At 70.9% G+C, this 26,287-nt stretch carries 25 protein-coding genes and 3 tRNA genes; 24 read left to right on the top strand and 4 right to left on the bottom strand.

Annotation, left to right across the window (positions count from 1 at the left end):
* Positions 1-2 precede the first annotated feature (2 nt).
* From rpmF to H9L21_RS05380, 16 genes are all read left to right on the top strand, one after another.
* Positions 3-188 carry a 50S ribosomal protein L32 gene (rpmF, locus tag H9L21_RS05300; RefSeq protein ID WP_078700579.1) on the top strand — a complete coding sequence of 62 codons (186 nt, stop codon included), beginning with the start codon at positions 3-5 and terminating at the stop codon, positions 186-188.
* Between the two features lie 68 nt (positions 189-256).
* Positions 257-937 (top strand): ribonuclease III, encoded by a 681-nt coding sequence (gene rnc, locus H9L21_RS05305; RefSeq protein ID WP_230081291.1) that lies wholly within the window; start codon positions 257-259, stop codon positions 935-937.
* Positions 921-1,766, top strand: coding sequence for a bifunctional DNA-formamidopyrimidine glycosylase/DNA-(apurinic or apyrimidinic site) lyase (mutM, locus tag H9L21_RS05310; protein WP_187411820.1), 846 nt, complete (start codon positions 921-923; stop codon positions 1,764-1,766). Before rnc ends, mutM begins: the two co-directional genes overlap by 17 nt.
* A gap of 35 nt (positions 1,767-1,801) precedes the next feature.
* Positions 1,802-3,022 (top strand): deoxyguanosinetriphosphate triphosphohydrolase, encoded by a 1,221-nt coding sequence (locus tag H9L21_RS05315; RefSeq protein ID WP_255467346.1) that lies wholly within the window; start codon positions 1,802-1,804, stop codon positions 3,020-3,022.
* Between the two features lie 47 nt (positions 3,023-3,069).
* Positions 3,070-4,959 (top strand): DNA primase, encoded by a 1,890-nt coding sequence (gene dnaG / locus H9L21_RS05320; RefSeq protein ID WP_154595376.1) that lies wholly within the window; start codon positions 3,070-3,072, stop codon positions 4,957-4,959.
* 87 nt (positions 4,960-5,046) lie between these two features.
* Positions 5,047-5,646: a sigma factor gene (locus tag H9L21_RS15595; RefSeq protein WP_369412454.1), complete on the top strand. Its 600-nt coding sequence runs from the start codon at positions 5,047-5,049 to the stop codon at positions 5,644-5,646.
* A tRNA-Asn gene (locus H9L21_RS05335) sits at positions 5,609-5,681 on the top strand. The genes H9L21_RS15595 and H9L21_RS05335 overlap by 38 nt, the downstream gene beginning before the upstream one ends.
* Positions 5,682-5,771: 90 nt before the next feature.
* A tRNA-Met gene (locus H9L21_RS05340) sits at positions 5,772-5,845 on the top strand.
* Between the two features lie 21 nt (positions 5,846-5,866).
* Positions 5,867-6,295 (top strand): phosphatase domain-containing protein, encoded by a 429-nt coding sequence (locus H9L21_RS05345; RefSeq protein WP_154595375.1) that lies wholly within the window; start codon positions 5,867-5,869, stop codon positions 6,293-6,295.
* A gap of 122 nt (positions 6,296-6,417) precedes the next feature.
* On the top strand, positions 6,418-8,028 hold the full coding sequence (locus H9L21_RS05350; protein WP_154595374.1) for an ABC transporter substrate-binding protein: 1,611 nt from the start codon (positions 6,418-6,420) through the stop codon (positions 8,026-8,028).
* A gap of 1 nt (position 8,029) precedes the next feature.
* Positions 8,030-8,971, top strand: a complete 942-nt coding sequence (locus H9L21_RS05355) for an ABC transporter permease (protein ID WP_154595373.1) — start codon at positions 8,030-8,032, stop codon at positions 8,969-8,971.
* On the top strand, positions 8,968-10,818 hold the full coding sequence (locus H9L21_RS05360) for a dipeptide/oligopeptide/nickel ABC transporter permease/ATP-binding protein (RefSeq protein WP_154595372.1): 1,851 nt from the start codon (positions 8,968-8,970) through the stop codon (positions 10,816-10,818). Before H9L21_RS05355 ends, H9L21_RS05360 begins: the two co-directional genes overlap by 4 nt.
* Positions 10,815-11,618 (top strand): ABC transporter ATP-binding protein, encoded by an 804-nt coding sequence (locus H9L21_RS05365; protein WP_154595371.1) that lies wholly within the window; start codon positions 10,815-10,817, stop codon positions 11,616-11,618. Before H9L21_RS05360 ends, H9L21_RS05365 begins: the two co-directional genes overlap by 4 nt.
* Entirely contained in the window at positions 11,605-12,609 is a 1,005-nt protein-coding gene (locus H9L21_RS05370; RefSeq protein ID WP_154595370.1) for a LacI family DNA-binding transcriptional regulator, read from the top strand. The genes H9L21_RS05365 and H9L21_RS05370 overlap by 14 nt, the downstream gene beginning before the upstream one ends.
* A 22-nt stretch (positions 12,610-12,631) precedes the next feature.
* Complete coding sequence (locus H9L21_RS05375) at positions 12,632-13,624, top strand: alpha/beta hydrolase fold domain-containing protein (RefSeq protein ID WP_154595369.1); 993 nt, start codon at positions 12,632-12,634, stop codon at positions 13,622-13,624.
* Positions 13,625-13,816: 192 nt separating this feature from the next.
* Complete coding sequence (locus H9L21_RS05380; RefSeq protein WP_439647306.1) at positions 13,817-14,287, top strand: DUF3145 domain-containing protein; 471 nt, start codon at positions 13,817-13,819, stop codon at positions 14,285-14,287.
* Between the two features lie 120 nt (positions 14,288-14,407).
* Here H9L21_RS05380 and H9L21_RS05385 read toward each other — a convergent pair whose 3' ends face one another.
* Positions 14,408-14,920, bottom strand: a complete 513-nt coding sequence (locus H9L21_RS05385; protein ID WP_154595368.1) for a hypothetical protein — start codon at positions 14,918-14,920, stop codon at positions 14,408-14,410.
* A gap of 58 nt (positions 14,921-14,978) precedes the next feature.
* On the opposite strand from H9L21_RS05385, the gene H9L21_RS05390 reads away from it, so the two are divergent.
* Positions 14,979-15,947 (top strand): alpha/beta fold hydrolase, encoded by a 969-nt coding sequence (locus H9L21_RS05390; RefSeq protein ID WP_154595367.1) that lies wholly within the window; start codon positions 14,979-14,981, stop codon positions 15,945-15,947.
* Here the strand turns inward: H9L21_RS05390 and H9L21_RS05395 are convergent.
* A complete protein-coding gene (locus H9L21_RS05395; RefSeq protein ID WP_154595366.1) occupies positions 15,887-16,969 on the bottom strand; it encodes a phosphatase PAP2 family protein in 1,083 nt (360 codons plus the stop codon). The genes H9L21_RS05390 and H9L21_RS05395 overlap by 61 nt on opposite strands.
* Before the next feature lie 57 nt (positions 16,970-17,026).
* Positions 17,027-19,786: a pyruvate dehydrogenase (acetyl-transferring), homodimeric type gene (gene aceE, locus H9L21_RS05400; RefSeq protein WP_154595365.1), complete on the bottom strand. Its 2,760-nt coding sequence runs from the start codon at positions 19,784-19,786 to the stop codon at positions 17,027-17,029.
* Positions 19,787-19,903: 117 nt separating this feature from the next.
* Between aceE and H9L21_RS05405 the strand changes: the two genes are divergently transcribed.
* The 3 genes from H9L21_RS05405 to H9L21_RS05415 all read left to right on the top strand — a co-directional run bounded on the left by H9L21_RS05405 (position 19,904) and on the right by H9L21_RS05415 (position 21,003).
* Positions 19,904-20,290 carry a DUF3052 domain-containing protein gene (locus tag H9L21_RS05405; protein WP_187411821.1) on the top strand — a complete coding sequence of 129 codons (387 nt, stop codon included), beginning with the start codon at positions 19,904-19,906 and terminating at the stop codon, positions 20,288-20,290.
* Positions 20,291-20,292: 2 nt separating this feature from the next.
* On the top strand, positions 20,293-20,760 hold the full coding sequence (locus tag H9L21_RS05410) for a peroxiredoxin (RefSeq protein WP_154595364.1): 468 nt from the start codon (positions 20,293-20,295) through the stop codon (positions 20,758-20,760).
* 169 nt (positions 20,761-20,929) lie between these two features.
* Positions 20,930-21,003: transfer RNA gene (locus H9L21_RS05415), tRNA-Val, on the top strand.
* Positions 21,004-21,018: 15 nt separating this feature from the next.
* Here H9L21_RS05415 and H9L21_RS05420 read toward each other — a convergent pair.
* Positions 21,019-21,633 (bottom strand): NAD(P)-dependent oxidoreductase, encoded by a 615-nt coding sequence (locus H9L21_RS05420; protein WP_154595363.1) that lies wholly within the window; start codon positions 21,631-21,633, stop codon positions 21,019-21,021.
* A 143-nt stretch (positions 21,634-21,776) separates the two neighbouring features.
* On the opposite strand from H9L21_RS05420, the gene H9L21_RS05425 reads away from it, so the two are divergent.
* The 4 genes from H9L21_RS05425 to H9L21_RS05440 are packed head-to-tail and all read left to right on the top strand — an operon-like array spanning position 21,777 to position 26,277.
* Positions 21,777-22,100 carry a TfoX/Sxy family protein gene (locus H9L21_RS05425; RefSeq protein WP_154595362.1) on the top strand — a complete coding sequence of 108 codons (324 nt, stop codon included), beginning with the start codon at positions 21,777-21,779 and terminating at the stop codon, positions 22,098-22,100.
* 47 nt (positions 22,101-22,147) lie between these two features.
* Entirely contained in the window at positions 22,148-24,253 is a 2,106-nt protein-coding gene (locus tag H9L21_RS05430) for a RecQ family ATP-dependent DNA helicase (RefSeq protein WP_154595361.1), read from the top strand.
* Positions 24,254-24,266: 13 nt separating this feature from the next.
* Positions 24,267-25,127: a M23 family metallopeptidase gene (locus H9L21_RS05435; protein ID WP_154595360.1), complete on the top strand. Its 861-nt coding sequence runs from the start codon at positions 24,267-24,269 to the stop codon at positions 25,125-25,127.
* 25 nt (positions 25,128-25,152) lie between these two features.
* A complete protein-coding gene (locus H9L21_RS05440) occupies positions 25,153-26,277 on the top strand; it encodes a Nif3-like dinuclear metal center hexameric protein (RefSeq protein ID WP_154595359.1) in 1,125 nt (374 codons plus the stop codon).
* Positions 26,278-26,287: the final 10 nt, after the last annotated feature.

The raw sequence follows: 26,287 nt of genomic DNA on the forward strand, positions 1-26,287 counted from the left end.
TCGTGGCCGTCCCGAAGCGGAAGATGTCGCGCAGCAACACCCGGCACCGCCGTTCAGCCTGGAAGACGACGGCTGTTGCCACTGTCGACTGCGCGAACCCGGCATGCAACGGCAAGGTGATCTCTCACCGCGCCTGCGCCGAGTGCGGCCAGTACGGCGCCCGTGGCGAGCGTCGCCAGGTCCTCTGACCCACGACGTGCCCGATCTCGCGGCACTGAGTGAGACCCTCGGGGTTCCTGACCTGGATCCCGAGTTGATGACCCACGCCCTGACGCACCGGTCGTACTCGTACGAGAACGGCCAGATCCCGAACAACGAGCGCCTGGAATTCCTGGGCGACTCGGTGCTCGGGCTGGTCGTGACCGAGACGCTGTTCCGGGGTCATCCCGACCTGCCCGAGGGCCAGCTCGCCAAGCTGCGCGCGGCCGTGGTCAGTGCCAAGGCACTGGCCGAGGTCGCGCGCACCTTGGGGCTGGGCGACCACCTGCGCCTCGGTCGCGGCGAAGAGGCCTCCGGAGGGCGCGACAAGCCCTCCATCCTCTCCGACGCGATGGAGGCCGTGCTGGGCGCGATCTTCATCGAGTTCGGCATCGAGCGCGCTGCGGACGTGATCCACACGATCTTCGACCCGGTGATCGCCGACGCCGCCACGATGGGCGCGGGGTTGGACTGGAAGACCTCGTTGCAGGAGATCTCGGCCCTGCACGGGCTCGGGGTCCCCGTGTACGTGCTCGAGGGCACCGGCCCCGATCACGACAAGACCTTCACCGCCTCGGTCCTGCTGAACGACCTGCGGTTCGACGGCGGCACGGGCCGGTCCAAGAAGGACGCCGAGCAGATGGTCGCCGAGATCGCCTGGCGGGCGATCAACAGCGACGCCGACGCCGATGCGCGTGCTTCCGGCAGCGCCGAGAGCAACGGTGCCCGAACTTCCTGAGGTCGAAGTCGTCCGGCGCGGGTTGGACGACCATGTCGTCGGCCGCACGATCACCTCGGTCGAGGTGCTCGACTCCCGGTCGCTCCGCCGTCACGGCGCCGGCCCCACCGACTTCGTCGCGCGACTGGTGTCGCGCCGCGTCGACGGGGCCCATCGACGCGGCAAGTACCTGTGGCTGAGCCTGGACGACGGCTCCAGCGTGCTGATGCACCTGGGCATGAGCGGACAGGCGCTCATCAGCGACGCCGACGCCCCGGCACATCGACACCTGCGGGTCGTCCTGGACCTCGACGACGGCCGCCAGCTGCGCTTCGCCGATCAGCGCATCTTCGGTGGCATGTCGATCAGCGAGACCGACCCGCCCACCGAGATCGCGCACATCGCCCTGGACCCGCTCGATCCCGCGTTCGACGACGCCGCCTTCGTCGCGCGGCTGCGCCGCCGCCAGACCGGGGTGAAGCGGGCGCTGCTCGACCAGGGGCTCGTCTCGGGCGTCGGCAACATCTACGCGGACGAGGCCCTGTGGCGCACGCCGCTGCACTACGCCCGTAACACCAAGGGACTGCGCATCGCCGAGGCGACGGCGCTGATCGGTCACGTGCGCGACGTCATGACCGAGGCGCTGCAGCAGGGCGGCACGTCGTTCGACGCCCTCTACGTCAACGTCAACGGCCAGAGCGGCTACTTCGACCGCTCGCTGCACGCCTACGGCCAGGAGGGCCGCGCGTGTGAGCGCTGCGGCGACATGATCGTGCGCGAGCCGTTCATGAACCGCTCCTCCTACCGCTGCCCGACGTGCCAGCCGCGCCCGCGCAACGGTCGCTGGTGACCTTCGCATGCCTGTCTGCTCGCTAGGGTGACGGCGTGACGGAGTCCATCGGTGTCTACGGCGACGAGGCGCGCGAGCGGTACGTGGTCGAGCCGCCGAAGCGATCCGGGCGCAGCTCGTTCGAGCGGGACCGGGCGCGGATCGTGCATTCGTCCGCGCTGCGCCGCCTCGCCGGCAAGACCCAGGTCATGGGCGCCGGCACCGACGACTTCGTCCGCAACCGCCTGACCCACTCGCTCGAGGTGGCCCAGGTGGCCCGAGAGCTGGGCAAGAGTCTGGGCTGCGACCCCGAGATCGTCGACTCCGCCGCGCTGGCGCACGACCTCGGGCATCCGCCGTTCGGCCACAACGGCGAGATCGCGCTGGACCAGGTCGCCGCGTCGATCGGCGGCTTCGAGGGCAACGCGCAGACCCTGCGCATCCTGACCCGGCTCGAGGCCAAGACGTTCAGCCCGCAGGGGCAGAGCGTCGGACTCAACCTGACCCGGGCGACGCTGGCCGCGTGCGTGAAGTACCCGTGGCGCCGCGGTGAGCGCGACACGGTGAAGTTCGGGGTCTACGACGACGACGTCCCGGTCTTCGAGTGGCTCGGCACGCAGGGCCGGCTGACCATCGAGGCGCAGGTCATGGACCTCTCCGATGACATCGCGTACTCCGTGCACGACGTCGAGGACGGCGTCGTCGGCGGGTGGCTCAGTCTCGTGGGCGACCTGGACACGCCGGGATCGTGGCACGTCGCCCGTGACTGGTACGACCCGACGGCCACCGACGACCGGCTCGACGCGGCGCTCGCCAGGCTCCGCGCGATGGGCGAGTGGCCCGTGGGCCCGTTCACGGGCGACCGGGCGTCCCAGGCCGTCCTCAAGAGCCTCACGAGCGCCCTCATCGGCCGGTTCGCCGGCGCCGCGTACGAGGCGACCGTCAAGCGGTGGGGCCACGGCCCGCTGGTCCGTTACGACGGCCAGCTGGAGGTTCCGCCCGAGACGCTCGACGAGATCAACGTGCTGAAGTCGCTCGCGGCGCACCACATCATGCGCGCCGACCTGCGCGTGCGGGATCTGGAGAACCAGCGCGATCTGCTGCACGCCCTCGTGGCGCACCTGCGGCAGGTGGGGGAGGCCGAGCTGGAGCCCGAGTTCGCCGCCGACTTCCGTGCCGCGCCGGACGACGCGCACCGGCTGCGCGTGATCGTCGACCAGGTCGCCAGCCTGACCGATGCCTCGGCGGTCGCGTGGGGCCGCCGCGTGCTCGGATGAGGCCACGACCCGGCACGGCCTCTGGCGCCGCCGCGTAGGATCACGCCATGGCACGCATCAAGGACGAGGACATCCAACTCGTCCGTGAGCGGGTCCGGATCGACGAGGTCGTCGAGCAGTACGTCACCCTCCGCAACGCCGGCGGCGGCGCCCGCAAGGGCCTGTGTCCCTTCCACGACGAGAAGTCACCGTCGTTCAACGTGCGGCCGGCCCAGGGCTTCTACCACTGCTTCGGCTGCGGCGTCGGCGGCGACGCCATCAAGTTCCTCATGGAGATCGAGGGCCTGACCTTCGCGGAGTCGGTCGAGCGCCTGGCCGACAAGTACGGCGTCCAGCTGCGCTACGAGGAGACCGGCGCCCCCACCGGCCCGCGGCGCGATCCCGGCCAGCGCCAGCGCCTGCTGCTGGCCCACAAGGCGGCCGAGCGGTTCTACGCCGAGCAGCTCATGTCCTCGCCCGAGGCGGCGCCGGGCCGCAAGCTCGTCACCGACCGCGGGTTCGACCAGGCCGCGGCCGAGCTCTTCGGCATGGGCTGGGCGCCGAAGTCCGGGCAGGCGCTCGTGAACCACCTGCGAGGCAAGGGCTTCGCCGAGGACGAGCTGGTCATCGGTGGCCTTGCCCGCAAGTCCGCCCGCGGCCTCTTCGACGCGTTCCAGGGTCGCCTGATGTGGCCGATCAAGGAGATCTCGGGCGAGGTCATCGGCTTCGGCGCTCGCCGGATGTTCGACGACGACTTCATGAGCGGCAAGTACGTCAACACCTCCGAGACGCCGATCTACAAGAAGGCCCAGGTCCTCTACGGCATCGATCTGGCGCGCGACCCGATCCGCAAGCAGAGCCAGGCCGTGGTGGTCGAGGGTTACACCGACGTGATGGCCTGCCACCAGGCCGGCGTCCTGACGGCCGTCGCCACGTGTGGCACGGCCTTCGGCGAGGGGCACGCGCGCGTGCTGCGCCGGCTCATGCTCGACCACGATGCCTTCCACGGCGAGGTCATCTTCACGTTCGACGGCGACGAGGCCGGCCAGAAGGCCGCGGTCAAGGCGTTCGAGGGCGACGAGGAGTTCACGGGCCAGACCTACGTCGCGGTCGAGGGCACCGGCAAGGATCCCTGCGACCTGCGCCTGGCCGAGGGCGACGAGGCCGTCCGCGAGCTGATCGGCTCGCGCATCCCGCTGTACCGGTTCGTGCTGGACAACACCCTCGAGCGCTACGACCTCGACCGGGGCGACCAGCGCATCGACGCGGTGCGCGAGGCCGTCCGGCTCGCGTCGGCCGTCCGCGACACGTCCAAGGTCGACGAGTTCCTGCGCGAGATCGCCACGCGCGCCGGCGTCGACATCGACCTCGTGCACGCCGAGCACCGCAAGGCGAAGAACCAGAAGCCGAGCGCGCCCAAGCTGACCCGCGCCGCCGCGGCCGCCGAGCCGGAGCCGGCCCGTCCCGAGGCGTCCGTGTTCGCCAGCTTCGGGGCGCCCCAGTTCGCCGCCGAGCGCGAGGCGCTCAAGGCGCTGGCCCAGTACCCCCATGTCGCACGGACGGTCGCGGCCGACCTGACGGACGACGACTTCGTGCACCCCGTGGCGCGTGAGATCTGGCGCCACATGGTGGCCCGCGGCCTGCCCGACCACGCCGACGCCGGATGGCTGCCGGCGGTGGCCGACTCGCTGCCCGGCGACGACCTGCGCCGGGTGCTGGGGGTGGCCGCGGTCGAGCCGCTGCACGCCTCCGAGCAGACCGCGGTCACCGTCGTGCCGGCCGTCCTGGCCCACCTCCAGGAGTTGGCCATCTCGCGTCAGATCGGCGACGTGAAGTCGCGCCTGCAGCGCACCGATCCGACCGCTCCGGAGTACCAGGAGGTCTTCGGCCAGCTGGTCGCTCTCGAGCAGCGCCGCCGCGGCGTGCGCGAGCGGGCCCTGGGCGCCGTCGGCTCCTGAGCCGCTGCCTGTGGGCGACGTCGCAGCCGTCCACACCCGGCGCGACGACGCTGTGCCCGCGTGTCCGCACGTCCGAGAGTGGGAGGCGTGTCGCCCTTCGTCTCCTTCGCCCTGGCCCAGGTCCCGATCCCACCCGATGCCGAACGGCTGCTGGCCCGTGCCGCGGCCGATGGCGACCGTGACGCACGCGAGGAGCTGATCTGCGCGGGTCTGCGCAATGTCGCCCTGCACGCGCTGCGACTGGGCCACCGCGGCGACGACCTCGACGAGGCGGTCGCGGCGGGGGTCGAGGGTCTGATCCAGGCCGTCGACCGCTTCGATCCCGACCGGGGGACGCGCCTGGCCACCTACGCCTGGGCGTGGATCGCCCGGGCCATGACGCCCGCCCCGCCCGTCACCGTCAGCGAGCCGCGTGAGCCGGCCTCGGTGGACACGGACCTGCTGGATCGGCTGCCCGCCGACCTCGCCGCGGTGGTCGGACTGCGGTTCGGCCTGCTCTGCGAGGACGGGGTCGGACTGACGATCCAGGAGGTCGCCGACCGGCTCGGACTCACGCGGTGGCAGGTGCGCGATCGAGAGGGGAGGGGCCTTTCGCGTCTGCGTGAGGGACTTGCTAGAGTTACTCGTCGTGCTCCTCATGGGGAGCCGATCCCCCGTAGCTCAATTGGCAGAGCATTCGACTGTTAATCGAAGGGTTATTGGTTCGAGTCCAATCGGGGGAGCGGGACAGGCCCGGTTTTCGTTCGCACGCGAGCGAGAACCGGGCCTTCTTCATGGCGGGACCGCCCGGACTTGTACGCTCGGACCGCGACGGGGAGGTAGCTCAGCCGGTCAGAGCAGAGGACTCATAATCCTTGGGTCGTGGGTTCGAGCCCCACCCTCCCTACCGAGGCGAGACGGAGTCACGATGCGCGAGGCGGCACTGTTCGACCTGGACGGCACCTTGTGCGACACGTCCGCGATCGAGCACCTCACGCAGGGGCCCGATCGCGACTACGCCGCCTTCCACGCGGCGTCGGCCGACTGCCCGCCGCGGGCGGACGTCAGGGCCGCCCTGGACGATGCCCGCGAGCGTGGGCTGGCGATCGTGCTGTGGACCGGGCGGGAGTTCGTCTGGCGCGATCTGACGCTGGACTGGCTCGCCGGTCACGGGATCGCCCACGACGGGCTCTACATGCGCTGGGCGGCCGACTACCGTCCCGCGACGACGGTCAAGGCCGCGCTGCTCGAGGACATCGCCGCCGATGGCCTGCAGGTGGCCGAGGCGTGGGAGGACGACGCAGCGGTCGCCGACCTGCTGCGCGAGTCCGGCGTGACCGCCGTCCACCTCGTCTGAGCCCTGTTCTTCCAGTGATTCCGCGCGAGGTCGCGGGCCTGTGAAGTGCTTGACAGAAAACTCTTGACTCTCGTCCGGCACCGGATCAGTGTGAGTTACATCACACACGGCAGGGGAGTCCGATGAGTCCTTCGATCCGCTCGTTCCGATCCATCCGCGTCGCCGTCGCTGCCCTGGCCGCGTCCCTGGCCCTGGCCTCCTGCAGTGGTGATGGCGGAAGTGACTCCGCCGATGAGGAGAAGGACCACCTGAAGGGGGTGACCGGGACCGCCGAACGAGGCAAGCGGTTGACCTTCGCCATGGAGACGGAGGCGACGTCGGTCAACCCGGCGACCGTCAACATCGCCTTCGTCAACTACACGCTGCTGGCGTACGAGCCGCTGATCTACCGCAGCTCGGACGGCACTCTGAAGCCGGCGCTGGCGCAGGAGTGGGAGATGGGCGACGGCAACACCTCGATGGAGCTCGAGCTGAGGGACGGGGTGACGTTCACCGATGGGAGCCCGGTGAACGCCGCCGCCGTGAAGGCCTCGCTGGAGTACGTCCGGGACGGTCAGGGGCCCAACGCCCACCTGCTGGCGAACGTGAAGAGCATCGAGGCGGAGGACGACGACAGCCTGACGCTGCGGCTCAGCTCGCCCAACCCGATGCTGCCGGAGTTCCTGACGCAGAGCTACGGGGTGGGGCAGATCATCAGCCCCACCGGGGTCAAGGCGCCGGGTCAGCTCACGGCCGACAACCCGTCGCAGGGCGCCGGTGCGTACGTCTTCGACCCGAAGCAGTCGGTCCCGGGCGATCACTACACGTACACCGCGAACCCGGACTACTACGCCAAGGACGAGCGCCAGCACTACGACGAGGTCGTCATCCGCGTCATCGGCGACCAGCAGGCCCGCGTCAACGCCCTGGCGACCGGTCAGATCGACCTCGCGACGGCCAGCCCCGACACCGTCGACCAGGCGACGAGCGCGGGCGCACAGATCGTCTGGATCCCGTTCGTGTGGCAGGGCCTGAGCCTCATCGACCGCGACGGCGAGGTCAGCAAGCCGCTCGGCGACGTCCGCGTCCGCCAGGCGATCAACTACGCGATCGACCGCGAGAAGATCACCGAGGCGCTGCTCGGCAAGTACGGCGTGCCGACCGACACCGTCGTCATGGAGGGCGGTGAGGGCTGGTCCAAGGAGGCGGCCGACCGCTACCCCTACGACGTCGACAAGGCCAAGTCGCTCATGAAGGAGGCCGGCTACGAGAAGGGCTTCCCCCTCAAGGTCCTGTCCATCCGGTTCGCCGAGATCGACACGATGGCCGAGGCGGTCGCGCCGTACCTGGCGGAGATCGGCATCAAGGCCGATCTCAACCACCTCACCGACGAGCAGTCCTACGTCCAGGGTGCGACCGACAAGAGCCACCCGGCGATGTCCGTGGGTTACGGGGCGCAGCCGATGTACCTGCTGGGCCAAGGTCTGTTCCTGCCGAACGCGGGCATCTTCAACGGCTTCGCGACGGAGCGCAAGGAGCTCACGGACCTGTACGACAAGGCGGCCGCGGCCAGCGGCGACGAGCGCGACAAGCTGAACCAGGACATGATCACGTACCTGACCGACGAGGCCTGGTTCGCGCCCGTGTCCTTCGGTCCCGTGCTCTACGCGAGCCGCGACGACCTCGGCGGCGTGGCGGTGTCGCCGAAGGCGCCCGTGGCCACGCCGTTGGACTGGTACAACGTGGCGAAGTGACATGCTGCGCCTGGCAGGTCGATGGGTGCTCACGGCGGTCGCCCTGGTCGTCTCGGTGTCCTTCCTGACCTTCGTGCTGGTCGACCTGGTGCCCGGTGACGCCGCGCGCTCGGTCGTGGGCCTGAACTCGACGGAGGAGCAGTACCTGCAGATGCGCGAGGCCATGGGCCTGGACCGGCCCCTGCTCGAGCGCTACGGCGACTGGGCCTGGGCGGCGCTGCACGGTGACTTCGGGAACTCCCTGACGAACGGCGCCGCGGTGGCGAGCCAGCTGACGACCCGGCTGTCGGTCACGGTGACGCTGGTGGTCGCGTCGCTGCTGGTGGCCACGGTGGTCGGAGTGTCCCTGGGGGTTGCCGCGGCACTGCAGCACGGGTTCCTGGGACGGCTGGTCGACGGTCTCGCGCTGCTCGGTCTGGCCGTGCCGTCGTTCTGGTTCGCCTACGTGCTGGTCTTCCTGTTCGCGATCGAGACGTCCTTCTTCCCGGCGACGGGATACGTCACGTTCGGCTCCGATCCCGCCGGCTGGGCGAGATCGCTGGTGTTGCCCGTCCTCACGCTCGGGCTCACCAGCAGTGCACCCATCGCGAAGCAGACCCGCGACGGCATCCGCTCGGAGCTGGACAAGGACTACGTCTACGCGTTGCGGGTGCGCGGCATCGGCGAACGCTCGGTCATCGGCCGCCACGTCCTGCGCAACGCGGCGGCGCCGGTCATCACGATCATGGGGCTGGTCTTCGTCGGCCTGCTGAGTGGGACGGTCCTGGTCGAGACGGTCTTCGTCCTGCCCGGTCTGGGCAGCCAGGCCGTCCAGGCGACGATGTCCAGCGACCTGCCGCTGATCCAGGCGATCGCCGTGACGTTCACCGTGATGGTCGTGGTGGTGAACCTGCTGGTCGAGTTCGTCTACGTGCTGCTCAACCCCCGGGTGCGTGCCGGATGACCCGCCGCTCCTGGGTGACCTACTTCGTGCGCCAGAAGGTGCCCATGGCGGCCGCCGCCTATCTCGCCCTCGTCCTGTTGCTCGTCCTGTTCGCCGGCGCGATCGCTCCGTACGGACCGACCGAGCAGGACCTCGACGCGAACCTGGCCGGGCCGAGTCGCGAGCACCTGCTCGGCACCGGGCAGCTCGGACTGGACGTCTTCAGCCGCATCCTGTGGGGCGGCCGCACGACCCTGTACGGCGTCCTCGTCGCCGTGGTGGTGTTCGCCGTGCTGGGCGTGAGCGCGGGCCTGCTGGCCGGCTACCTGCGCGGACCGGTCGAATGGGCCGTGCTGCGGACCAGCGAGGTGCTGCAGGCCGTCCCGGCCGCGATCATCCTGCTCGTCGTCCTGGCGGTGTTCCCGGGACGCCAGGTGATCGCCATGGTCGCTCTCGGAGTCCTGGGCGCACCCGGCCTGGCGCGGGTCGTGCGGTCGGTGACCCTCGGCGTGCGCGAGGAGCTGTACGTCCGCGCCGCGCAGACGATGGGCCTGCGACCCGCCACGATCATGCGCCGCCACGTGCTGCCCCACCTGAGCGGCCCGGTCATCGTCCAGCTCTCCCTCTTCGGGGCGGCCGCCGTCGGACTCGAGACCGCCCTGGGCTTCCTGCGGCTGGGCAGCGGCGAGTCGTCGTGGGGCCTGCTGGTGGCCGAGGCGTCCCGGCACCTGGGCGCCCACCCGTGGCTGATGGTCCCCTCCGGGTTCGTGATCATGTCCTTCGTCATGGCGCTGGGCCTGGTCGGTGACGGGGTGCGCGACGCGGTCGCGGCCAGCATGCGCACGCGGGTCGAGACCGGGGTGCGCCCGAGAGCGGTGACCCCGCCGGCCCCCGAGCTGCCGGACCCCGAGGACGCCCTGGTCTCCGTGCGGGGACTGACGGTCAGCTTCCCGCGCGGGCAGGAGTGGATCGACGTCGTCCGCGGCGTCGATCTGGCGGTGCTGCCGGGAGGGGCGTTGGGGATCCTCGGCGAGAGTGGATGCGGCAAGTCGATCACGGCCGAGGCGATCGTCGGGCGCATCCGTGGCGACGGACAGGTCACCGCCGGCGAGGTCCGTCGTCGCGGGCGCGTCGGCTGGGTGGCGCAGGATGCAGCGTCGAGCCTGGACCCGAGCGGTCGCGTCGGCGCCCAGGTGGCCGAGGTCGTGAGCGTGCATCGTCCCGAGGCCGGTCGTGCCGAGGTGCGGGCCCGCGTACTCGAGCTGTTCGAGCGGGTGCGCCTGCCCGAGCCGGAGCGGGTCGCCCGCAGCCGGCCCTGGGAGCTGTCCGGCGGCATGGCGCAGCGCGTCGGCATCGCGATGGCCCTGGCCACCGATCCGGACCTGATCGTGGCCGACGAGCCGACGTCGGCGCTCGACACGACCGTGCAGGCCGAGGTGTTGGACCTCTTCGACGAGCTGCGCGCCGACGGCATGACGCTGGTCCTCATCACGCACGACGTGGGGGTCCTCGCCGCCGTCTGTGACAGCGCGGCGGTGATGTACGCCGGCGAGGTCGTCGAGCTCGCGCCCACCCGCGAGCTGCTCGCCCATCCCGCCCACCCGTACACCGCCGCGCTGCTGGCGGCGGACCCGCGCCGCGGCACGCCGGGGGAGCGGCTGGCCGCGATCGACGGAACCGTTCCGGCTCCGGGGGCGTGGCCGACCGGCTGCCGGTTCGCCGACCGCTGCCACCTCGTGACGCCGGCGTGCCGGCAGGCCTCGGTGCCGCTGTTCGCCGTGGACCCCGACGATCCGACCGATGCCGGCGATCCGCGCGTGAGCCGGTGCCTCAGGTTCGCGGACGTGCTCGACAGGACCCGCGCATGACTGCCGCGCCCCTCGTGGCGACGCGCGGCGTCACGGTGCAGTACGGCTCCGGTCGGCGAGGCGTGGTCGCCCTGGAGGGGATCGACCTCGAGGTGCGGCGCGGCGAGGTGCTGGGCCTGGTGGGCGAGTCCGGCTCGGGCAAGTCCACGCTCGGTGCCGTCCTGGGCGGGCTGCTGGCGCCGACGGCCGGCACGGTCACCTACGACGGAGCGCCGCTGCTCGTGCGGCGGGGACGCCGCTCACGCGATCTGGCCCGACGACGCCAGATCGTGTTCCAGAACCCCCGCAGCGCCCTGAACCCGCTGCGGACCATCGGTGACTCCCTCACCGAGGGCCCTCGGCTGACGCTGGGGCTGGGTCGGGACGGAGCGCGCGAGCGGGCCGTCGACGCCCTCGCGGACGTCGGCATCGAGGCCGACGCGCTCACCCGGTACCCCGACGCGTTCTCAGGCGGCCAGCGCCAACGGATCGCCATCGCCCGTGCACTGGCGATGGACCCGGAGTTCCTCATCTGCGACGAGGTCGTGAGTGCCCTGGATCTCTCGGTCCAGGCACAGGTGTTGAACCTGCTGGCCGACCTGGGACGCCGTCGTCAGCTCACCCACGTGTTCATCTCGCACGACCTCACGGTGGTGCGGCACCTCAGCGACCGCATCGCCGTGCTTGACGGCGGCCGGCTCGTCGAGGTCGCGGGGGCGCAGCAGATCCACGAGAACCCCGTCGCGGACGTGACCCGGCGGCTCTGGCGGGCGATCCCGAGCGCCGTCGTGGGCGAGGGGAGTCGCGATGACCGGCCGTGAGGGTCGACCGACGATCTACGACGTCGCGCGGCTGGCCCGCGTGTCGATCGCAACCGTCTCGCACGTGCTCAACCGTCCGGAGCGGGTCGGTGCCGCCACGCGCGAGCGCGTCCTCGCGGTGATCGACGACCTGCAGTTCGTGCCGAAGGAGGCGGCGGTCTCGCGGGCGAGGCGGGGCACGGGGCGGATCGGGGTCCTGGCGCCCTTCACGTCGTACCCGTCGTACCTGCAGCGGCTGGCGGGAGTCCTGGAGAACCGGTCCGGGCGGACCGAGGTCGTCGTCTTCGACCACGACTCGGTGGCCGCGGACCCGCACCCGCTGCTGGCCTCGCTGCCGGCCTCGGGCCGGCTCGACGGGCTGATCATCATGGGCGTGCCCCTGGACCGTGAGCTGGCCGAGCGGCAGGCGAGGCGAGGGCTGCCGACGGTGTTGGTCGACAGCGAGCACGAGGGCTTCTCGTCGGTGTCGGTCAGCGACGACCACGGCGGTCTGGTCGTGGGGCGGCACCTCGCCGAGCTGGGCCACCGGCACCTCGCCTTCCTGGCCGAGGAGCAGGTCTCGAACGACTACCTCTCGCCCGGGCAGCGTCGGTGGCGTGCCGTCGAGCGGGCGTTCAGCGAGGCGGGCCTGCCCGAGGGGGCGATCCGGAGGGTGGTCTGCGGGCCAGACTTCGCGGGGGCCCGGGAGGCGTTGCACGAGATCCTCGAGCTCGACCCACGGCCGACGGCGGTCTTCGCCCACCACGACGAGCTGGCCGCCGGCGTCGTCACCGCAGCCCGCCAGCTGGGCCTGCGCGTGCCGGAGGACCTCGCGGTCATCGGCTACGACGGGGGAGTGCTGGCCGACGCGTTGCAGCTGACGACCGTCGTCCAGCCGTTGCGCGAGTCCGGCGTCGTCGGGCGCCGCCTGCTGATGGCGCGGCTCGACGGGGACACCACGACGCAGCAGATCATGCTCGAGCCCCGCCTCATGCGGGGCGTGACCACCTGACCACGGACTGTGAGGAGCCACCATGGTGCCGGACGACATGCCGCCGCGGCTGCGCTCGCTGGTCGAACGCGCACTGGCTGCCCAGGCCGAGAGCCCCACGCCACCGCTGCCCGATCCCGAGCCCGCCCCGGGTGAGACCCGCGAGGACTGGGAGCGGCGCGTGGCACGGGTGCGCGCCCAGCACGACGCGCTGGCCCTCGAGACCGCGGCCCGGTACGGCTTCCTGGGCGACCGGGACGACCCGGTCGGGTCGATCGGGTACGTGGACATTCCGGTCGAGGGCGGGACGATCGCAGCGCGGGTCTACCGGCCGATCGACCCCGGGGACCGTCCGCCGGCGATCGTGGTGCTGCACGGCGGAGGCTGGTGGATGGGCGGGGGAGCCCAGGGGTACCGGCTGGGCGACGGCACGTGCCGGATGCTGTGTCACGGGCTCGGGGCGGTCGTCCTCAACGTCGACTACCGGTTGGCCCCGGAGTTCCGGTTCCCGGTGCAACTGCACGACGCGCGCGACGTCGTCGCGTGGCTGCGGCGGGGCGCCGGCCCGCAGGTCGATCCGGACCGGGTCGCGGTCGCGGGCACCAGCTCGGGCGGACACCTCGCCGCGGCGTTGACGTTGCTGCTGAAGGACGAGGGTGAGCAGCAACTGGCGATGCAGGTCCTGGTGGCGCCCGCGGTCGACCTCGCGGAGGACCCGGCCGGCCTGGAGGACCCGCAGGCCCTCCGGGGGATCGAGACGCTGCGCCGTTACTACGCGGGGGACGCCCCGAACCGGGCGATCCCGTACCTGTCGCCGTTGCGGGCGCCGGACCTGAGCGGACTGCCGCCGGCCGTCGTGGTCACCGGAGACTTCGATCCGTTGACGGCGCCGGCGCTGGATTACGTGGAGCGGCTGCGCGAGGCCGGGGTCCGTGTCGACCACGTCTCGGCGCCGGTGACCCACACGATCGGTGCGCAGGAGGACTGGCGGGCGGCCGAGGAGCAGATCCTGGCCGCCTGCCGCGAGCTGCTGTGACGTCGCGGGCGGGCCCCGGCGAGCCGCCGACGGCGCGTCGTGGCGCCCCACCCTTGTCGTGACGGGGTGTTTGGGACACAATGGGCGCAGGTATCACCCGAGATCGCTGGGGAAGGCGCACCTAGGGAGGTACCGATGAACACGGTGAACACGGTCCGAGCCGGCACCCCAATGACCCGGGGTGTCCTTTTCGTGCACTCCGCACCGTCCGCGCTGTGCGCTCACATCGAGTGGGCTGCGGCCGGCGTGCTGGGTGGCAAGGTCGATCTCTCGTGGACCCCGCAGCCGGCCGAGCCGGGCACCTACCGCGCCGAGCTGTCGTGGCAGGCCGCCGCCGGGACGGCCGCCGCGCTGACCTCCGTGCTGCGTGGCTGGGACCTGCTGCGCTTCGAGATCACCGAGGAGCCCACCGCGACCACCGAGGGCGCGCGCTACTCCTTCACGCCCACGCTCGGCATCTTCCACGCCATGACCGGCCTGCACGGCGACCTGCTGATCCCCGAGGACCGCATCAAGGCGTTCCGGGTCAAGGCCGCCCAGGGCGAGATCACCATGGACGAGGCACTCGACGGGCTCCTGGGCGTCAAGTGGGACGCCGAGCTCGAGCCCTTCCGCCTGGCGGGCGAGGGCGCACCGGTGCGCTGGCTGCACCAGGTGATCTGAGAAGTCAGGTCACCGGGTGGACGCTCGCCATGACGAGGAGCGCAGCGACGAGCGGGTCGGCCCGGCGGAGCTCTGCGGAGCCGGGAGTGAGCGCGAAGCGAAGCGAGCGCGCCCGACCCATCAGCCGATCGTGACGGGGATGTCCGGCGTGTTGTCGCCGGAGGCCTTGTCGATCACGCGGAACTTCCGCTCGCCCGTGCGCGACGTGTAGATCTTCGTCTCGAAGCTTCCGCCGTCCCGCGCGGTGACGGTGACCGGGAAGTCGTCCCACGGCCCGTCGCCGTCCTTGACCTGAATCTGCAGCACGGTGCCGGCGTCGACCGACGGCAGGACGCCGACGATCGCGAAGCGCTCGCCGGGGGCGACCCGGTCGCCGGGCACGCGGTTCAGACGCGGCTTGGGCGTGTCGTCCTCCTGCGGCTCCTCCGGCGTGGGCTCCGGCTCGGGGGTGGCCGTGGTCTCGGGCTCGCTGGTGGGCGCGGCCAGGGGCGGCAGGTCGGCCGACGTCACGCCGGTGGCCGTCAGCGCACCCGCGGAGAACAGGCCGAAGCCGATGCCCAGGGCCACACCGATGAGTGCCAGCCAGCCGAAAGCGCGCGCAGCACGATGGCGCAGGTCGGGTCGAGACGTCACGTGGCGAGTCTAGTCGCTTCACCACGTAACCCCCGCCCACCTGACCTACGATGTGAAGATGGTGCTTCCCCCGGAGCGCGGAGCAGTCGACGACGTCGAGTACGTCGTGGTCCACGGTTACCGACGCGCCTACCGCATGCGAGGAACCGGCCCGCCGCTGCTCCTCCTGCACGGCATGGCCTGCGACTCCACGACCTGGTTCCCGGTCATGGACCAGTTGGCCCAGCACTTCACCGTCATCGCGCCCGATCTGCTCGGGCACGGCGAGTCCGACAAGCCCAACGCCGACTACTCCCTGGGCGGCTTCGCCAACGGGATGCGTGACCTGCTGACGATCCTGGGCATCGACAAGGTCACGGTCGCCGGACACAGCTTCGGCGGCGGCGTCGCGATGCAGTTCGCCTACCAGTTCCCCGAGCGCACCGAACGAGTCGTGCTGGTCTCCAGCGGGGGACTGGGCCCGGAGGTCACCCCGTTGATCCGCGCCCTCACCCTGCCCGGGGCGGGACTGGGCATCCGGTTGGCGACCGCCAGGCCGTGGCGCGGTCTCGTGAGCGGCTCGATGCGCGCCCTGTCGCACGTGCCCCTGGCGCGCGACCTGGACGAGGTCGCCCAGATCTACGACGGTCTGGCCGATCCCACCACGTCACTCGCGATCCGCCGACTCACCCGGACCGTGCTGGACTGGAACGGCCAGTTCGTCACGATGGCCGACCGTGCCTATCTGACGCGCCTCATGCCACTGCTGGTGGTGTGGGGGCGCAACGACCACGTCATCCCGGTCGCCCACGCCCAGCGGCTGCCGCTCATGGACAACTCGCACGTGCACGTCTTCGAGGACTCCGGGCACTTCCCGCACAAGGACCATCCGGACGAGTTCGCCCGGGTGGTCGTCGACTTCTGCCGCAGCCAGTCGCCGGCGCAGTACCACCGTGGCAAGTGGCGCGCGTTGCTGCGTCGCGGGGATCAGGCGGGATTGGCCAGCGTGTCGCTGCCGGACGAGGCGTCTCCGTCGGCCGTCAGCTGAATCTTGTGGTGCCGCTGGTGCCAGAAGCCGTTGCCCGTGGCCCAACCGGCCAGGGCGACCGAGATCCAGCCGATGAACGCGCCGGCGATGTCGTCGGCGATGAAGTGCCAGCCGAAGTAGATCGTGGCGATGACCGTGAGGACGAAGTAGACCCACGCGGTGATCTGCAGGTAGCGCGGCTGGTCGGTGCGCTGGAAGAACAGCACGGCCGTCAGCGTCACCGAGACGTGCAGCGACGCGAAGGCGCCGATGCCCCAGATGGGGGCGTTCATCGGATTCTCGAGGTTCTGGGCGGCGTTGACGAACAACGAGTACTGCAGCTGGGTGACGCCGGTGGTGGGCAGGGCGTCGAACAGTGCGGCGTTCGTGTAGGCCGGGCCCAGCGAGGGGAAGATGTAGTACGCGGCGGCGCCCAGGACCCAGTTGAGCGACAGTGCGGTCGCGTACCAGGCGCCCAGCGTGAAGTCGCGGTTCAGGACCAGGAACGCGGCCAGCGTGATGGGGATGAGCGGCAGGTAGCTGACGTACACGGTCGCCAGGACCTGGGCGGCGAACCCGGTGCCGAGCAGCTGGTGCAGCAGGTCGGCCGGGTGGTGGCCGAACATCATCCAGTAGTCCCAGCGCGACAGCATGGTGTCGAAGTTGACGCCCTCGCGCACGGTGGGCAGGAAGCCCTTGATGTTGCGGTAGCTGACGTAGCAGACGTAGAACGTCAGCAGGCCCGTCGCGATGTGGAACACGCGGTTCCACGACCACTCGTCACGGATGATGTCCTTCACGCCACGGCCGAAGTGGCGCACGCCGGCGCGCTTGAGGGCCAGCGGCACGATGCCCAGGGCGAAGAAGCCCAGGCCCATCACCGGGAGCCGGACGTAGGCCGGTCCGAGGAAGCCCTCGGGGTCCTTCAGGGCGATGCCCAGACTGCTCGACATGACGATCGCGGTGATGCCGACGGCGGCGGCCAGGAGGACACCGAAGGTGTAGGGCCATGACCGTGCTGCGCTCCACCACCGTTGGACCATGCGGGACAGTCTACGGGTGGCCGACCGGCCGCCGATGAGGCGGCCGGTCGGCCGAACTCAGGCCCCGCCGCCGTCCTGGTTCCCGCCGCTGGCGGCGGTCGGATCGTCAATCCGCAGGGACTCGAACGCCTCGCGAGCGACCTTCAGGTCCACGCGACCCTCACGGCCCAGCGACGCCAGCACCGCCACGACGATGGACTCGGCGTCGATCTGGAAGTAGCGCCGTGCGCCCGCGCGGGTGTCGGCGAAGCCGAACCCGTCGGCGCCCAGGGACATCCACGCGCCGGGGACCCAGCGAGCGATCTGGTCGGGCACGGCCCGCATGAAGTCGCTCACCGCGACCGTCGGACCACCGTCCTGGAGCTTCGCGGTGATCCACGGCGTCTTCGGCTCCTGGTCGAGGTGGTTGAAGTTCCAGCGCTCGACCTCCTCGGCCTCGCGAGCGAGCTCGTTCCACGAGGTGACGGACCAGACCTCGGCCGCCACGCCGTGCTCCTCGGCGAGCATCTGCTGCGCCTGCAATGCCCACGGCACCGAGACACCGGACGCGAGGATCCGCGTCGGTGCGTCGTCCTCGATGGGCGAGGCGGCGTACCGGTAGGCGCCCTTGAGGATCCCGTCGACGTCGACGCCCTCGGGCTCGGCGGGCTGGTTCAGCGGCTCGTTGTAGACCGTCATGTAGTAGATGACGTTCTCGCCCGTGCCGCCCTGCGGGTTGGGCTCGTCGCCGTACATGCGGCGCATGCCGTCCTGCACGATGTGCGCGATCTCGAACGAGAACGCCGGGTCGTAGTGGACGACGGCCGGGTTCGTGCGCGCCAGCAGGGGAGAGTGGCCGTCCGCGTGCTGCAGCCCCTCGCCCGTGAGGGTCGTGCGACCGGCCGTGGCGCCGATCAGGAAGCCGCGGGCCATCTGGTCGGCCATCGCCCAGATCGAGTCGCCGGTGCGCTGGAACCCGAACATCGAGTAGAAGAGGTACACCGGGATCATGTGCTCGCCGTGCGTGGCGTAGGCGCTGCCCGCCGCGGTCGCCGACGCCATGGCGCCGGCCTCGCTGATGCCCTCGTGCAGCAGCTGGCCCTGCTGGCTCTCCTTGTAGGCCAGCAGCAGCTTGCGGTCGACCGACTCGTACATCTGCCCGTGCGGGCTGTAGATCTTGGCCGAGGGGAACATCGAGTCCATGCCGAACGTGCGGTACTCGTCCGGGGCGATCGGCACGATGCGCGAGCCGATGTTCTTGTCCTTCATCAGCTCCCGCAGCAACCGCACGAACGCCATGGTCGTGGCGATCTGCTGCTTGCCCGAGCCCTTGCGCAGGTCGTCATAGGCGTCCTGCGCCGGCAGGACCGGCGGCTTCGCCTTGACGATGCGCGACGGCAACGGGCCGCCGAGCTGGCGACGGCGCTCGAGCATGTACGTGATGTGCTCGTGGTCCTTGCCGGGGTGGTAGTACGGCGCACCGTCGGGCGACTCGATCTGCTCGTCCGTGATCGGGATGTGCAGCCGATCGCGGAAGTTCTTCAGGTCGTCCGTCGTCAGCTTCTTCATCTGGTGCGTCGCGTTGCGCGCCATGAGCGACTCGAGCAGCCAACCCTTGACGGTGTGCGCCAGGATCACGGTCGGCTGGCCCTTGTGCTTCATCGCCGAGTCGAACGCCGCGTAGACCTTGCGGTAGTCGTGACCACCACGCGGCAGCTTCTCGATCTGCTCGTCCGAGAGGTGCTCGACGATCTTGCGCAGCTCCGGGTCGGGACCGAAGAAGTGCTCGCGGTTGTACGCGCCGTCGGCGATCGACAGGTTCTGGAACTCGCCGTCGGGGACGCGGTTCATCTGGTTGACCAGCGCGCCGGTCGTGTCACGGGCGAGCAGGTCGTCCCACTCGCGGCCCCACACGACCTTGATGACGTTCCAGCCCGCGCCGAGGAAGATCGACTCCAGCTCCTGGATGATCTTGCCGTTGCCGCGCACCGGGCCGTCGAGCTGCTGCAGGTTGCAGTTCACGACGAACGTGAGGTTGTCGAGCTGCTCGCGGCCGGCGACGCTGATCGCGCCGAGCGACTCGGGCTCGCCCATCTCGCCGTCGCCCAGGAACGTCCAGACGTGCTGCTCGCTGGTGTCCTTGATGCCGCGGTGCTGCAGGTACCGGTTGAACCGGGCCTGGTAGATCGAGTTGATCGCCGCGAGTCCCATCGAGACCGTCGGGAACTCCCAGTAGTCGCTCATCAGCCGCGGGTGCGGGTACGAGGGCAGGCCCTTGCCGGCGCCCTGCGAGTGCTCCTGGCGGAAGTTGTTCAGGCGGTCCTCGTCGAAGCGTCCCTCGAGGAACGAGCGGGCGTAGATGCCCGGGGCGGCGTGACCCTGGTAGAAGATCTGGTCGCCACCGCCGGGGTGGTCCTTGCCGCGGAAGAAGTGGTTGAAGCCGACCTCGTAGAGGCTCGCCGCCGACTGGTAGGTGGCGATGTGTCCGCCGACGCCCAGTCCGGGCCGGTTCGCGCGCGAGACCATGACCGCGGCGTTCCAGCGGATGTAGGAGCGGATGCGCCGCTCGATCTCCTCGTCGCCGGGGAAGTCGGGCTCGCGCTCGGGGGGGATGGTGTTGATGAAGTCGGTGCTGCGCAGTGCGGGCATGCCCACGGCGCGCTCACGGGCACGCTCGAGCATCCGCAACATCACGTAGCGGGCGCGGTCCCGGCCGCGCTCGTCGACCATCTGGTCGAGTGAGCGGAGCCAGTCCTGCGTCTCTTCGGAATCCACGTCGGGCAGCTGTGTTGGCATGCCTCCGTGGATGATCGGACGGTCGGGGCCGGATGGGGCCATGTTGCACTCCCTGGGGTGTCGGGATGGACCCTTCCATCAAACCACCCGGAGTTCGCTAGTGTGAGTCCGGCAAGCAACCGATACACCCTGTCGAGAAGCAGGGGAGAAGGAGGTGCGGTGGACGCGGCGAAGCTGGGCTTCGAACCTGACTCCGTCATCCAGGAGCTCGGCTGGGACGAGGACGTCGACGACGAGCTTCGCTCGGCGGTCGAGTCACACACCGGAAGCGAACTGGTCGACGGTGACGTCGGCGAGGTCGTCGACGGAGTGATCCTGTGGTGGCGTGAGGACGATGGTGACCTGACCGATGCGCTGGTCGACGCGACGCAGGACGTCGCGGAGGGCGGCTCCGTGTGGCTCTTGACCCCGAAGGTCGGGCTGGACGGTCACGTCTCCGGCGCCGACATCGGCGAGGCTGCCCCGATCGCGGGCCTCTCGATCACGACCACGTCGGCCGTGGGCCCGAACTGGGTCGCCACCAAGCTGTCCACGCACAAGCGGTGACCATGACCGGATCCCTGGTCGAGGTCGGCGCCGAGGCGCCGGACTTCACTCTCAAGAACCAGCACGGCCAGGACGTCTCGCTCTCGGGTCTGCGCGGGCGCAACGTGGTCGTCGTCTTCTACCCGTTCGCCTTCAGCGGCATCTGCACCGGCGAGCTGTGCGAGATCCGCGACAACCTGGCGGTCTTCAACGACGCCGACGCCGAGGTCCTGGCGATCTCGTGCGATCCGATGTTCTCGCTGCGCGCCTGGGCCGACCAGGACGGCTACGAGTTCAGCATGCTGAGCGACTTCTGGCCCCACGGCGAGGTCGCCAAGGCGTACGGGATCTTCCAGGAGGGCCCCGGCGCGGCGGCACGCGGAACCTACGTGATCGACCGCGAGGGCATCGTGCGCTGGAAGGTCGAGAACGGTCTGGGTGAAGCGCGCGACCTCGCGGCGTACCGTGAGGCACTTGAGTCACTTCCCTGACAACACAGCAATTTTTCAGGCCAGATCGGGCGCGAATAACTCACATTGACCATATGAATCTGGTTTGATGGTGCTACCGCGCCGCCGGGGACCCGAGACCCCGGCGGCGCGGCCTTTCTGTCTCCGGGGTCTCGTCAGACACCCGGTGCGCTAACGTTCACCTGCGTTCGGGCGAATAGCTCAGTTGGTCAGAGCATCCGGTTTACACCCGGAAGGTCGGGGGTTCGAGCCCCTCTTCGCCCACCTTCTGCGCCACGATCAGCTGTTGCTGATCCCGATGGCGGCACCGATGGTCGACGGGTCCTGCACGACCTGGAGCAGATAGGCCGCCAGATCGGCGCGCGTGATCGTGCCGCGCAGGGTTCCCGGCTGGCCGACCTCGAGAGCGGTCCATGCGCCGGTGGAGGGCTTGCGGGTGAGGCCGGTCGGCCGCACGATCGTCCAGTCCAGGCCCGAGCTCATGACGGCCGCCTCCTGGGCGTTGTGGTCAGCCAGGGGGCTGGCGAGCAGGAGCGGGGTGATCCAGCGCAGCACGCCGGGCAGTTGGCGGGCGGAATCGCCGGCGCCGAGCGACGACTGGACCACCAGGCGCCGTACTCCGGCCTGCTCCATCGCGGTGACGATCTCGGCGGTGACAGCCGCTCGTTGGTGGCGAACCCCCTTGGCACCACCGACGGTGACGACGACGGCGTCGGCGCCGGTCACCGCAGCAGCGGCGCTGGCCGGATCAGTGGCGCTGCCGGTGATCGATCGGGCGCCGGCGGGCGCTGAACCGCTGCGTGACAGGACGGTCACCTCGTGACCTGCTGCCGAGGCGAGCCGGGCCAGCTCGGCACCTGTGCCCTGCGAACCGCCGATGATGGTGATCTTCATGGTGCTCCTTCTCGCGATGCGTTCAGGCTAGGCCGCGAGCACGGCCAGTGCTGGCCCCGGGTTGCGGCAGAGCTCCTGTGGCACGGCCATGGCGGGAGGTCGAGGGCTCGAGTCCTTCGTCCCCACCTTTGTAGGCTGGGGAGATGTCGCCGCAGGAGGTGCTCGTGCGCCGCATCCGTCGCGCGCTCGCCGGCCGGCGGGCTCGCGAGGTCTCGATGTTCGGCGGCCTGTCCTTCATGGTCGACGGCGCGCTCGCGGTCTCGGCCGGTGGCGACGGGGGTCTGCTGGTGCGCATCGATCCGGGCCGCCGGGACGAGCTGACGGCGCGACCGGGTGCGCGCCCCGCCGCGATGAGGAACGGTCGTGAGATGGGGGAGAGGTGGTTGCAGGTCGACCCCATCGGCCTCGGCGAGGACGCCGATCTGCGGTTCTGGATCGACGTCGGGCTGGCCGCGCGACCCGGCTGATGCAGCGGGTGCGCCCGGCTGTCGGAGCCGCCTGACACGATCGGGGCATGACGTCGATCGCCACCGCCACCGCCGATGCCGCCCTCGAACGACTCCGTGCGCTGACCGGGCGACCCGACGCGCAGTTCCACGAGGGCCAGCTCGAGGCGATCTCGGCCCTGGTCGACGAGCAGCGCCGCGCGCTGGTCGTCCAGCGCACCGGCTGGGGCAAGTCGGCGGTGTACTTCGTGGCCACCGCTCTGCTGCGCGCCCGCGGTGCCGGACCGACGGTCCTGGTCTCCCCGTTGCTGGCGCTGATGCGCGACCAGGTCGCCGCCGCCGAGCGGGCGGGGGTGCGGGCCGCCGCGATCAACTCGGCCACGGTCGAGGAGTGGGACGACATCGAGGCGCGGTTGGCGGCCGACACGATCGACGTGCTGCTGGTCTCGCCCGAGCGGCTGAACAACCCGACGTTCCGCGAGCGGCAACTGCCGCGATTGCTCGAGCAGATGGGCCTGCTCGTCGTCGACGAGGCGCACTGCATCTCCGACTGGGGCCACGACTTCCGGCCCGACTACCGTCGGCTGGCCCACGTCATCGAGTCGCTGGGGCCGCACGTGCCGGTCCTGGCGACCACCGCCACGGCCAACGCCCGCGTCGTGGCCGACGTGGCCGAGCAGCTCGGCGGCGACGTCCTGACCCTGCGCGGCTCGCTGGCACGTGACTCGCTGCGGCTGGGCTGCCTGACGCTGCCCACCGCCAAGCAGCGGCTGGGCTGGCTCGTGGCCCATCTGGGCGACCTCGACGGCAGCGGGATCATCTACGCACTCACCGTCTCGGCGGCCGAGGACACCGCCCGGCTGCTGCGCGAGGCGGGCTTCGAGGTGCGGGCGTACACCGGCCGCACGGACCCCTCCGAGCGCGAGGAGCTGGAGCAGGCGCTGAAGGAGAACCGGGTCAAGGCGCTCGTCGCCACGAGCGCCCTGGGGATGGGCTTCGACAAGCCCGACCTGGGGTTCGTGATCCACCTCGGCGCGCCCTCGTCGCCCGTGGCCTATTACCAACAGGTGGGCCGTGCCGGCCGCGCCACCGAGCGCGCCGACGTGCTGCTGCTGCCCGGGCCGGAGGACCGCGACATCTGGCGGTACTTCGCCACGGCGTCGATGCCCGATCCCGAGCGCGCGGCTCGCGTCATCGACCAGCTGGGCTCCGAGCCGATCTCCACCCCGGCCCTCGAGGCGCTCGTCGACGTCAAGCGAACCCAGTTGGAGTTGCTGCTCAAGGTGCTCGACGTCGACGGCGCCGTCCGCAAGGTGCGCGGGGGATGGGTCGCCACCGGCCAGCCCTGGACGTACGACGCCGAGCGGTACGAGCGCATCGCGGCGGCCCGTGAGCACGAACAGCAGGCGATGCTGACGTACGAGCGGGGCGAGACGTGCCGGATGCAGCTGCTGCAGCAGGACCTCGACGACCCCTCGGCCGCGCCCTGCGGTCGGTGCGACGTCTGCGCGGCGCCGTTCTATCCGACGGACGTCCCCGAGGCCACCGTCGGCCGGGCCGCCGAGGCGCTCGACCGGGTCGGCGTGCCGATCGAGCCCCGCGGTCAGTGGCCCACCGGTGCCGACCGGCGCGGGGTCGACGTCAAGGGCCGGATCGCGCCGGACGAGCGCGCCGAGACCGGGCGCGTGGTCGCCCGACTGACCGACTTGGGCTGGGGCGGCACGCTGCGTGAGCTGTTCGCCGCGGGCGCTCCCGACCGCGAGATCCCCGAGCCGTTGGTCGGCGCCGTCGTGCGCGCGCTGCGGGACTGGCCGTGGGACCAGCGACCCGTCGCGGTCGTGGCGATGCCCTCGGTCACGCGACCGACCCTGGTGCGCTCCACGGCCGAGACGATCTCGCGACTGGGCCGGATGCCGCTGCTCGGCACGCTCGACCTCGACCCGCACATCCCGCGCGCCGAGACCGGCGGCAACAGCGCCTTCCGTCTCGCCTCGGTGTGGGGACGGTTCTCGGTCGGTCCCGAGCTGGCTGCCGCGTTGGCTGGTCTGAACGGGCCGGTTCTGCTGGTCGACGACCTGGTCGACAGCCGGTGGACGATCACCGTCGCGGCCCGCGAGCTGCGACGAGCCGGCGCGCCCGGCGTCCTGCCCTTCGCGCTGGCCAGTGTCGGCTGACCGCGTGTCGCGGATGTCGAGCCGCGACTCCGGCCGGTGGCGCCGAGCGGTCAGCGGTCTGTTCCCGGTCTGGGCCTGGGGGTTCCTGGCGGCGGTGGTGTCGGGGTTGCTGCCGTCGGTGCCCTACGCCGTCGCGGGACCGTTCACCCTGCTGTTCTTCGCGTTGGCCCTCGTGCGGCCGCCCCATCAGGACGATCGCGACCCGGTGCACGTCGCCAGTCCGGTGCGAGGCCGGTGGACCGTCGTGCACAGCCCCGCGAGTGCCGTGCCCAGCCATGGTGTCCGGGCCTACGGCCAGTCGCACGCCGTGGACATCATCCATCCGCGGCCCGAGGGGACCGCGCCGACGTATCCACTGCTCGGCGGCTTCGAGCGTCCCGACCGGTTCAGCTCGTTCGGTGAGCCGATCTTGGCCGTCGCCGACGGCACGGTCGTCCGGGTGCTGGACGGTCGACGTGACCACCTCTCGCGCACCTCGTGGCTCGCGTTCGCGTACATGATGGTGATCGACGGCTTCCGTGACCTCGGTGGTCCGGGTGCTGTCATCGGCAACCACGTGGTGGTCGATCACGGCGACGGCGTGCACTCGCTCTATGCCCACGTCCGCCGGGGGACCGTGGCCGTCGCGGTGGGGGACCGGGTGGCCGCCGGCGACCTCGTCGGTCAGGTGGGCAACTCCGGCAACAGCTCGGAGCCGCACCTGCACTTCCAGCTCATGGATCGGCCGCAGCCGCTGCGCGCGGCCGGGCTCCCGGTGCGGTTCCACGACCTGGACCAGCCGGTGGGCGCGGTCGACCGTGGGTGGGACAAGAAGCCGCCGCCCACCGACATCGAGCCGGGCCTGCCGGCCAACTTCCAGGTCTTCGAGGCCTGAGCATCCCGCGTGACAGACTCATCCCATGCCTGCGCTGCGTGACGTGATCGCCGTCCTGGACGGCCTCTACGACCCCCGATGGGCCGACGACTGGGATGCCGTCGGCACGGTCGCCGGTGACCCCGACGCCGAGGTCACCTCGATCCTGTTCGCTGTCGACCCCGTGCAGGCCGTCGTGGACGAGGCCGTCGAGCGCGGTGCCCAACTCGTGGTGACGCACCACCCGCTCCACCTCAAGGGCGTCACGTCCGTCGCGGCGACGACACCGAAGGGCCGCGTCGTGCACACCTTGATCTCGCACGGCATCGGTCTGCACACCTGCCACACGAACGCCGACTCCGCCCCGCGCGGCGTCAGCGAGTCGATGGGCCTCGCCCTGGGCCTGACCGACCTGCGCCCGCTCGAGACCGATCTCGAGTCACCGTTGGACAAGTGGGTCGTCTACGTCCCGCGCGACGACGCCGACCGGGTGGTCGCCGCGATGCACGACGCCGGCGCGGGCCGGATGGGCGACTACGACCACGCCCAGTACCGCAGCGACGGGCGCGGCTCCTTCCGCCCGCTCGCCGGCGCCGAGCCGGCGATCGGGTCCGTCGGCGACGTCGAGTGGGTCGACGAGACGCGCATCGAGGTCGTCGCCGAAGCTCGGATCCGCGAGAGCGTGCGCGCGGCGATGCTGCACGCCCACCCCTACGAGGAGGTGGCGTACGACCTGTGGCCGCTCGCCGCCCGGCCCAGCGACCGCGGGTCGGGACGCATCGGTCGTCTCGTCGAGCCCATGACCCTGAGCGCGTTCGCGGAGCACGTCCGATCGGCGCTGCCGTCGCACGCCGGCGCCACCCGCATCGCCGGCGACCTCGACCGGACCGTCGAGACCGTCGCGCTGTGCGGGGGATCGGGCGACTTCCTGCTGGGCACCGCCGACGCTGCCGGAGCCGATGTCTACGTCACCTCCGACCTGCGCCACCATCCGGTCAGCGAGCACCTCGAGCGGCCGGGCGCCTGCGCCGTCGTCGACGTGCCGCACTGGGCCGCCGAGTGGACCTGGCTGCCGACCGTGGCGGCGGCGGTCCGTGAGGCCTTGGGCGATACGGTGAAGACCCACGTCTCCACGATCGTCACCGATCCGTGGAGCCGGACGCTGTCGTGAGGAGTCGTAC

This window comes from Aeromicrobium senzhongii, assembly GCF_014334735.1.
Classification (GTDB): domain Bacteria; phylum Actinomycetota; class Actinomycetes; order Propionibacteriales; family Nocardioidaceae; genus Aeromicrobium; species Aeromicrobium senzhongii.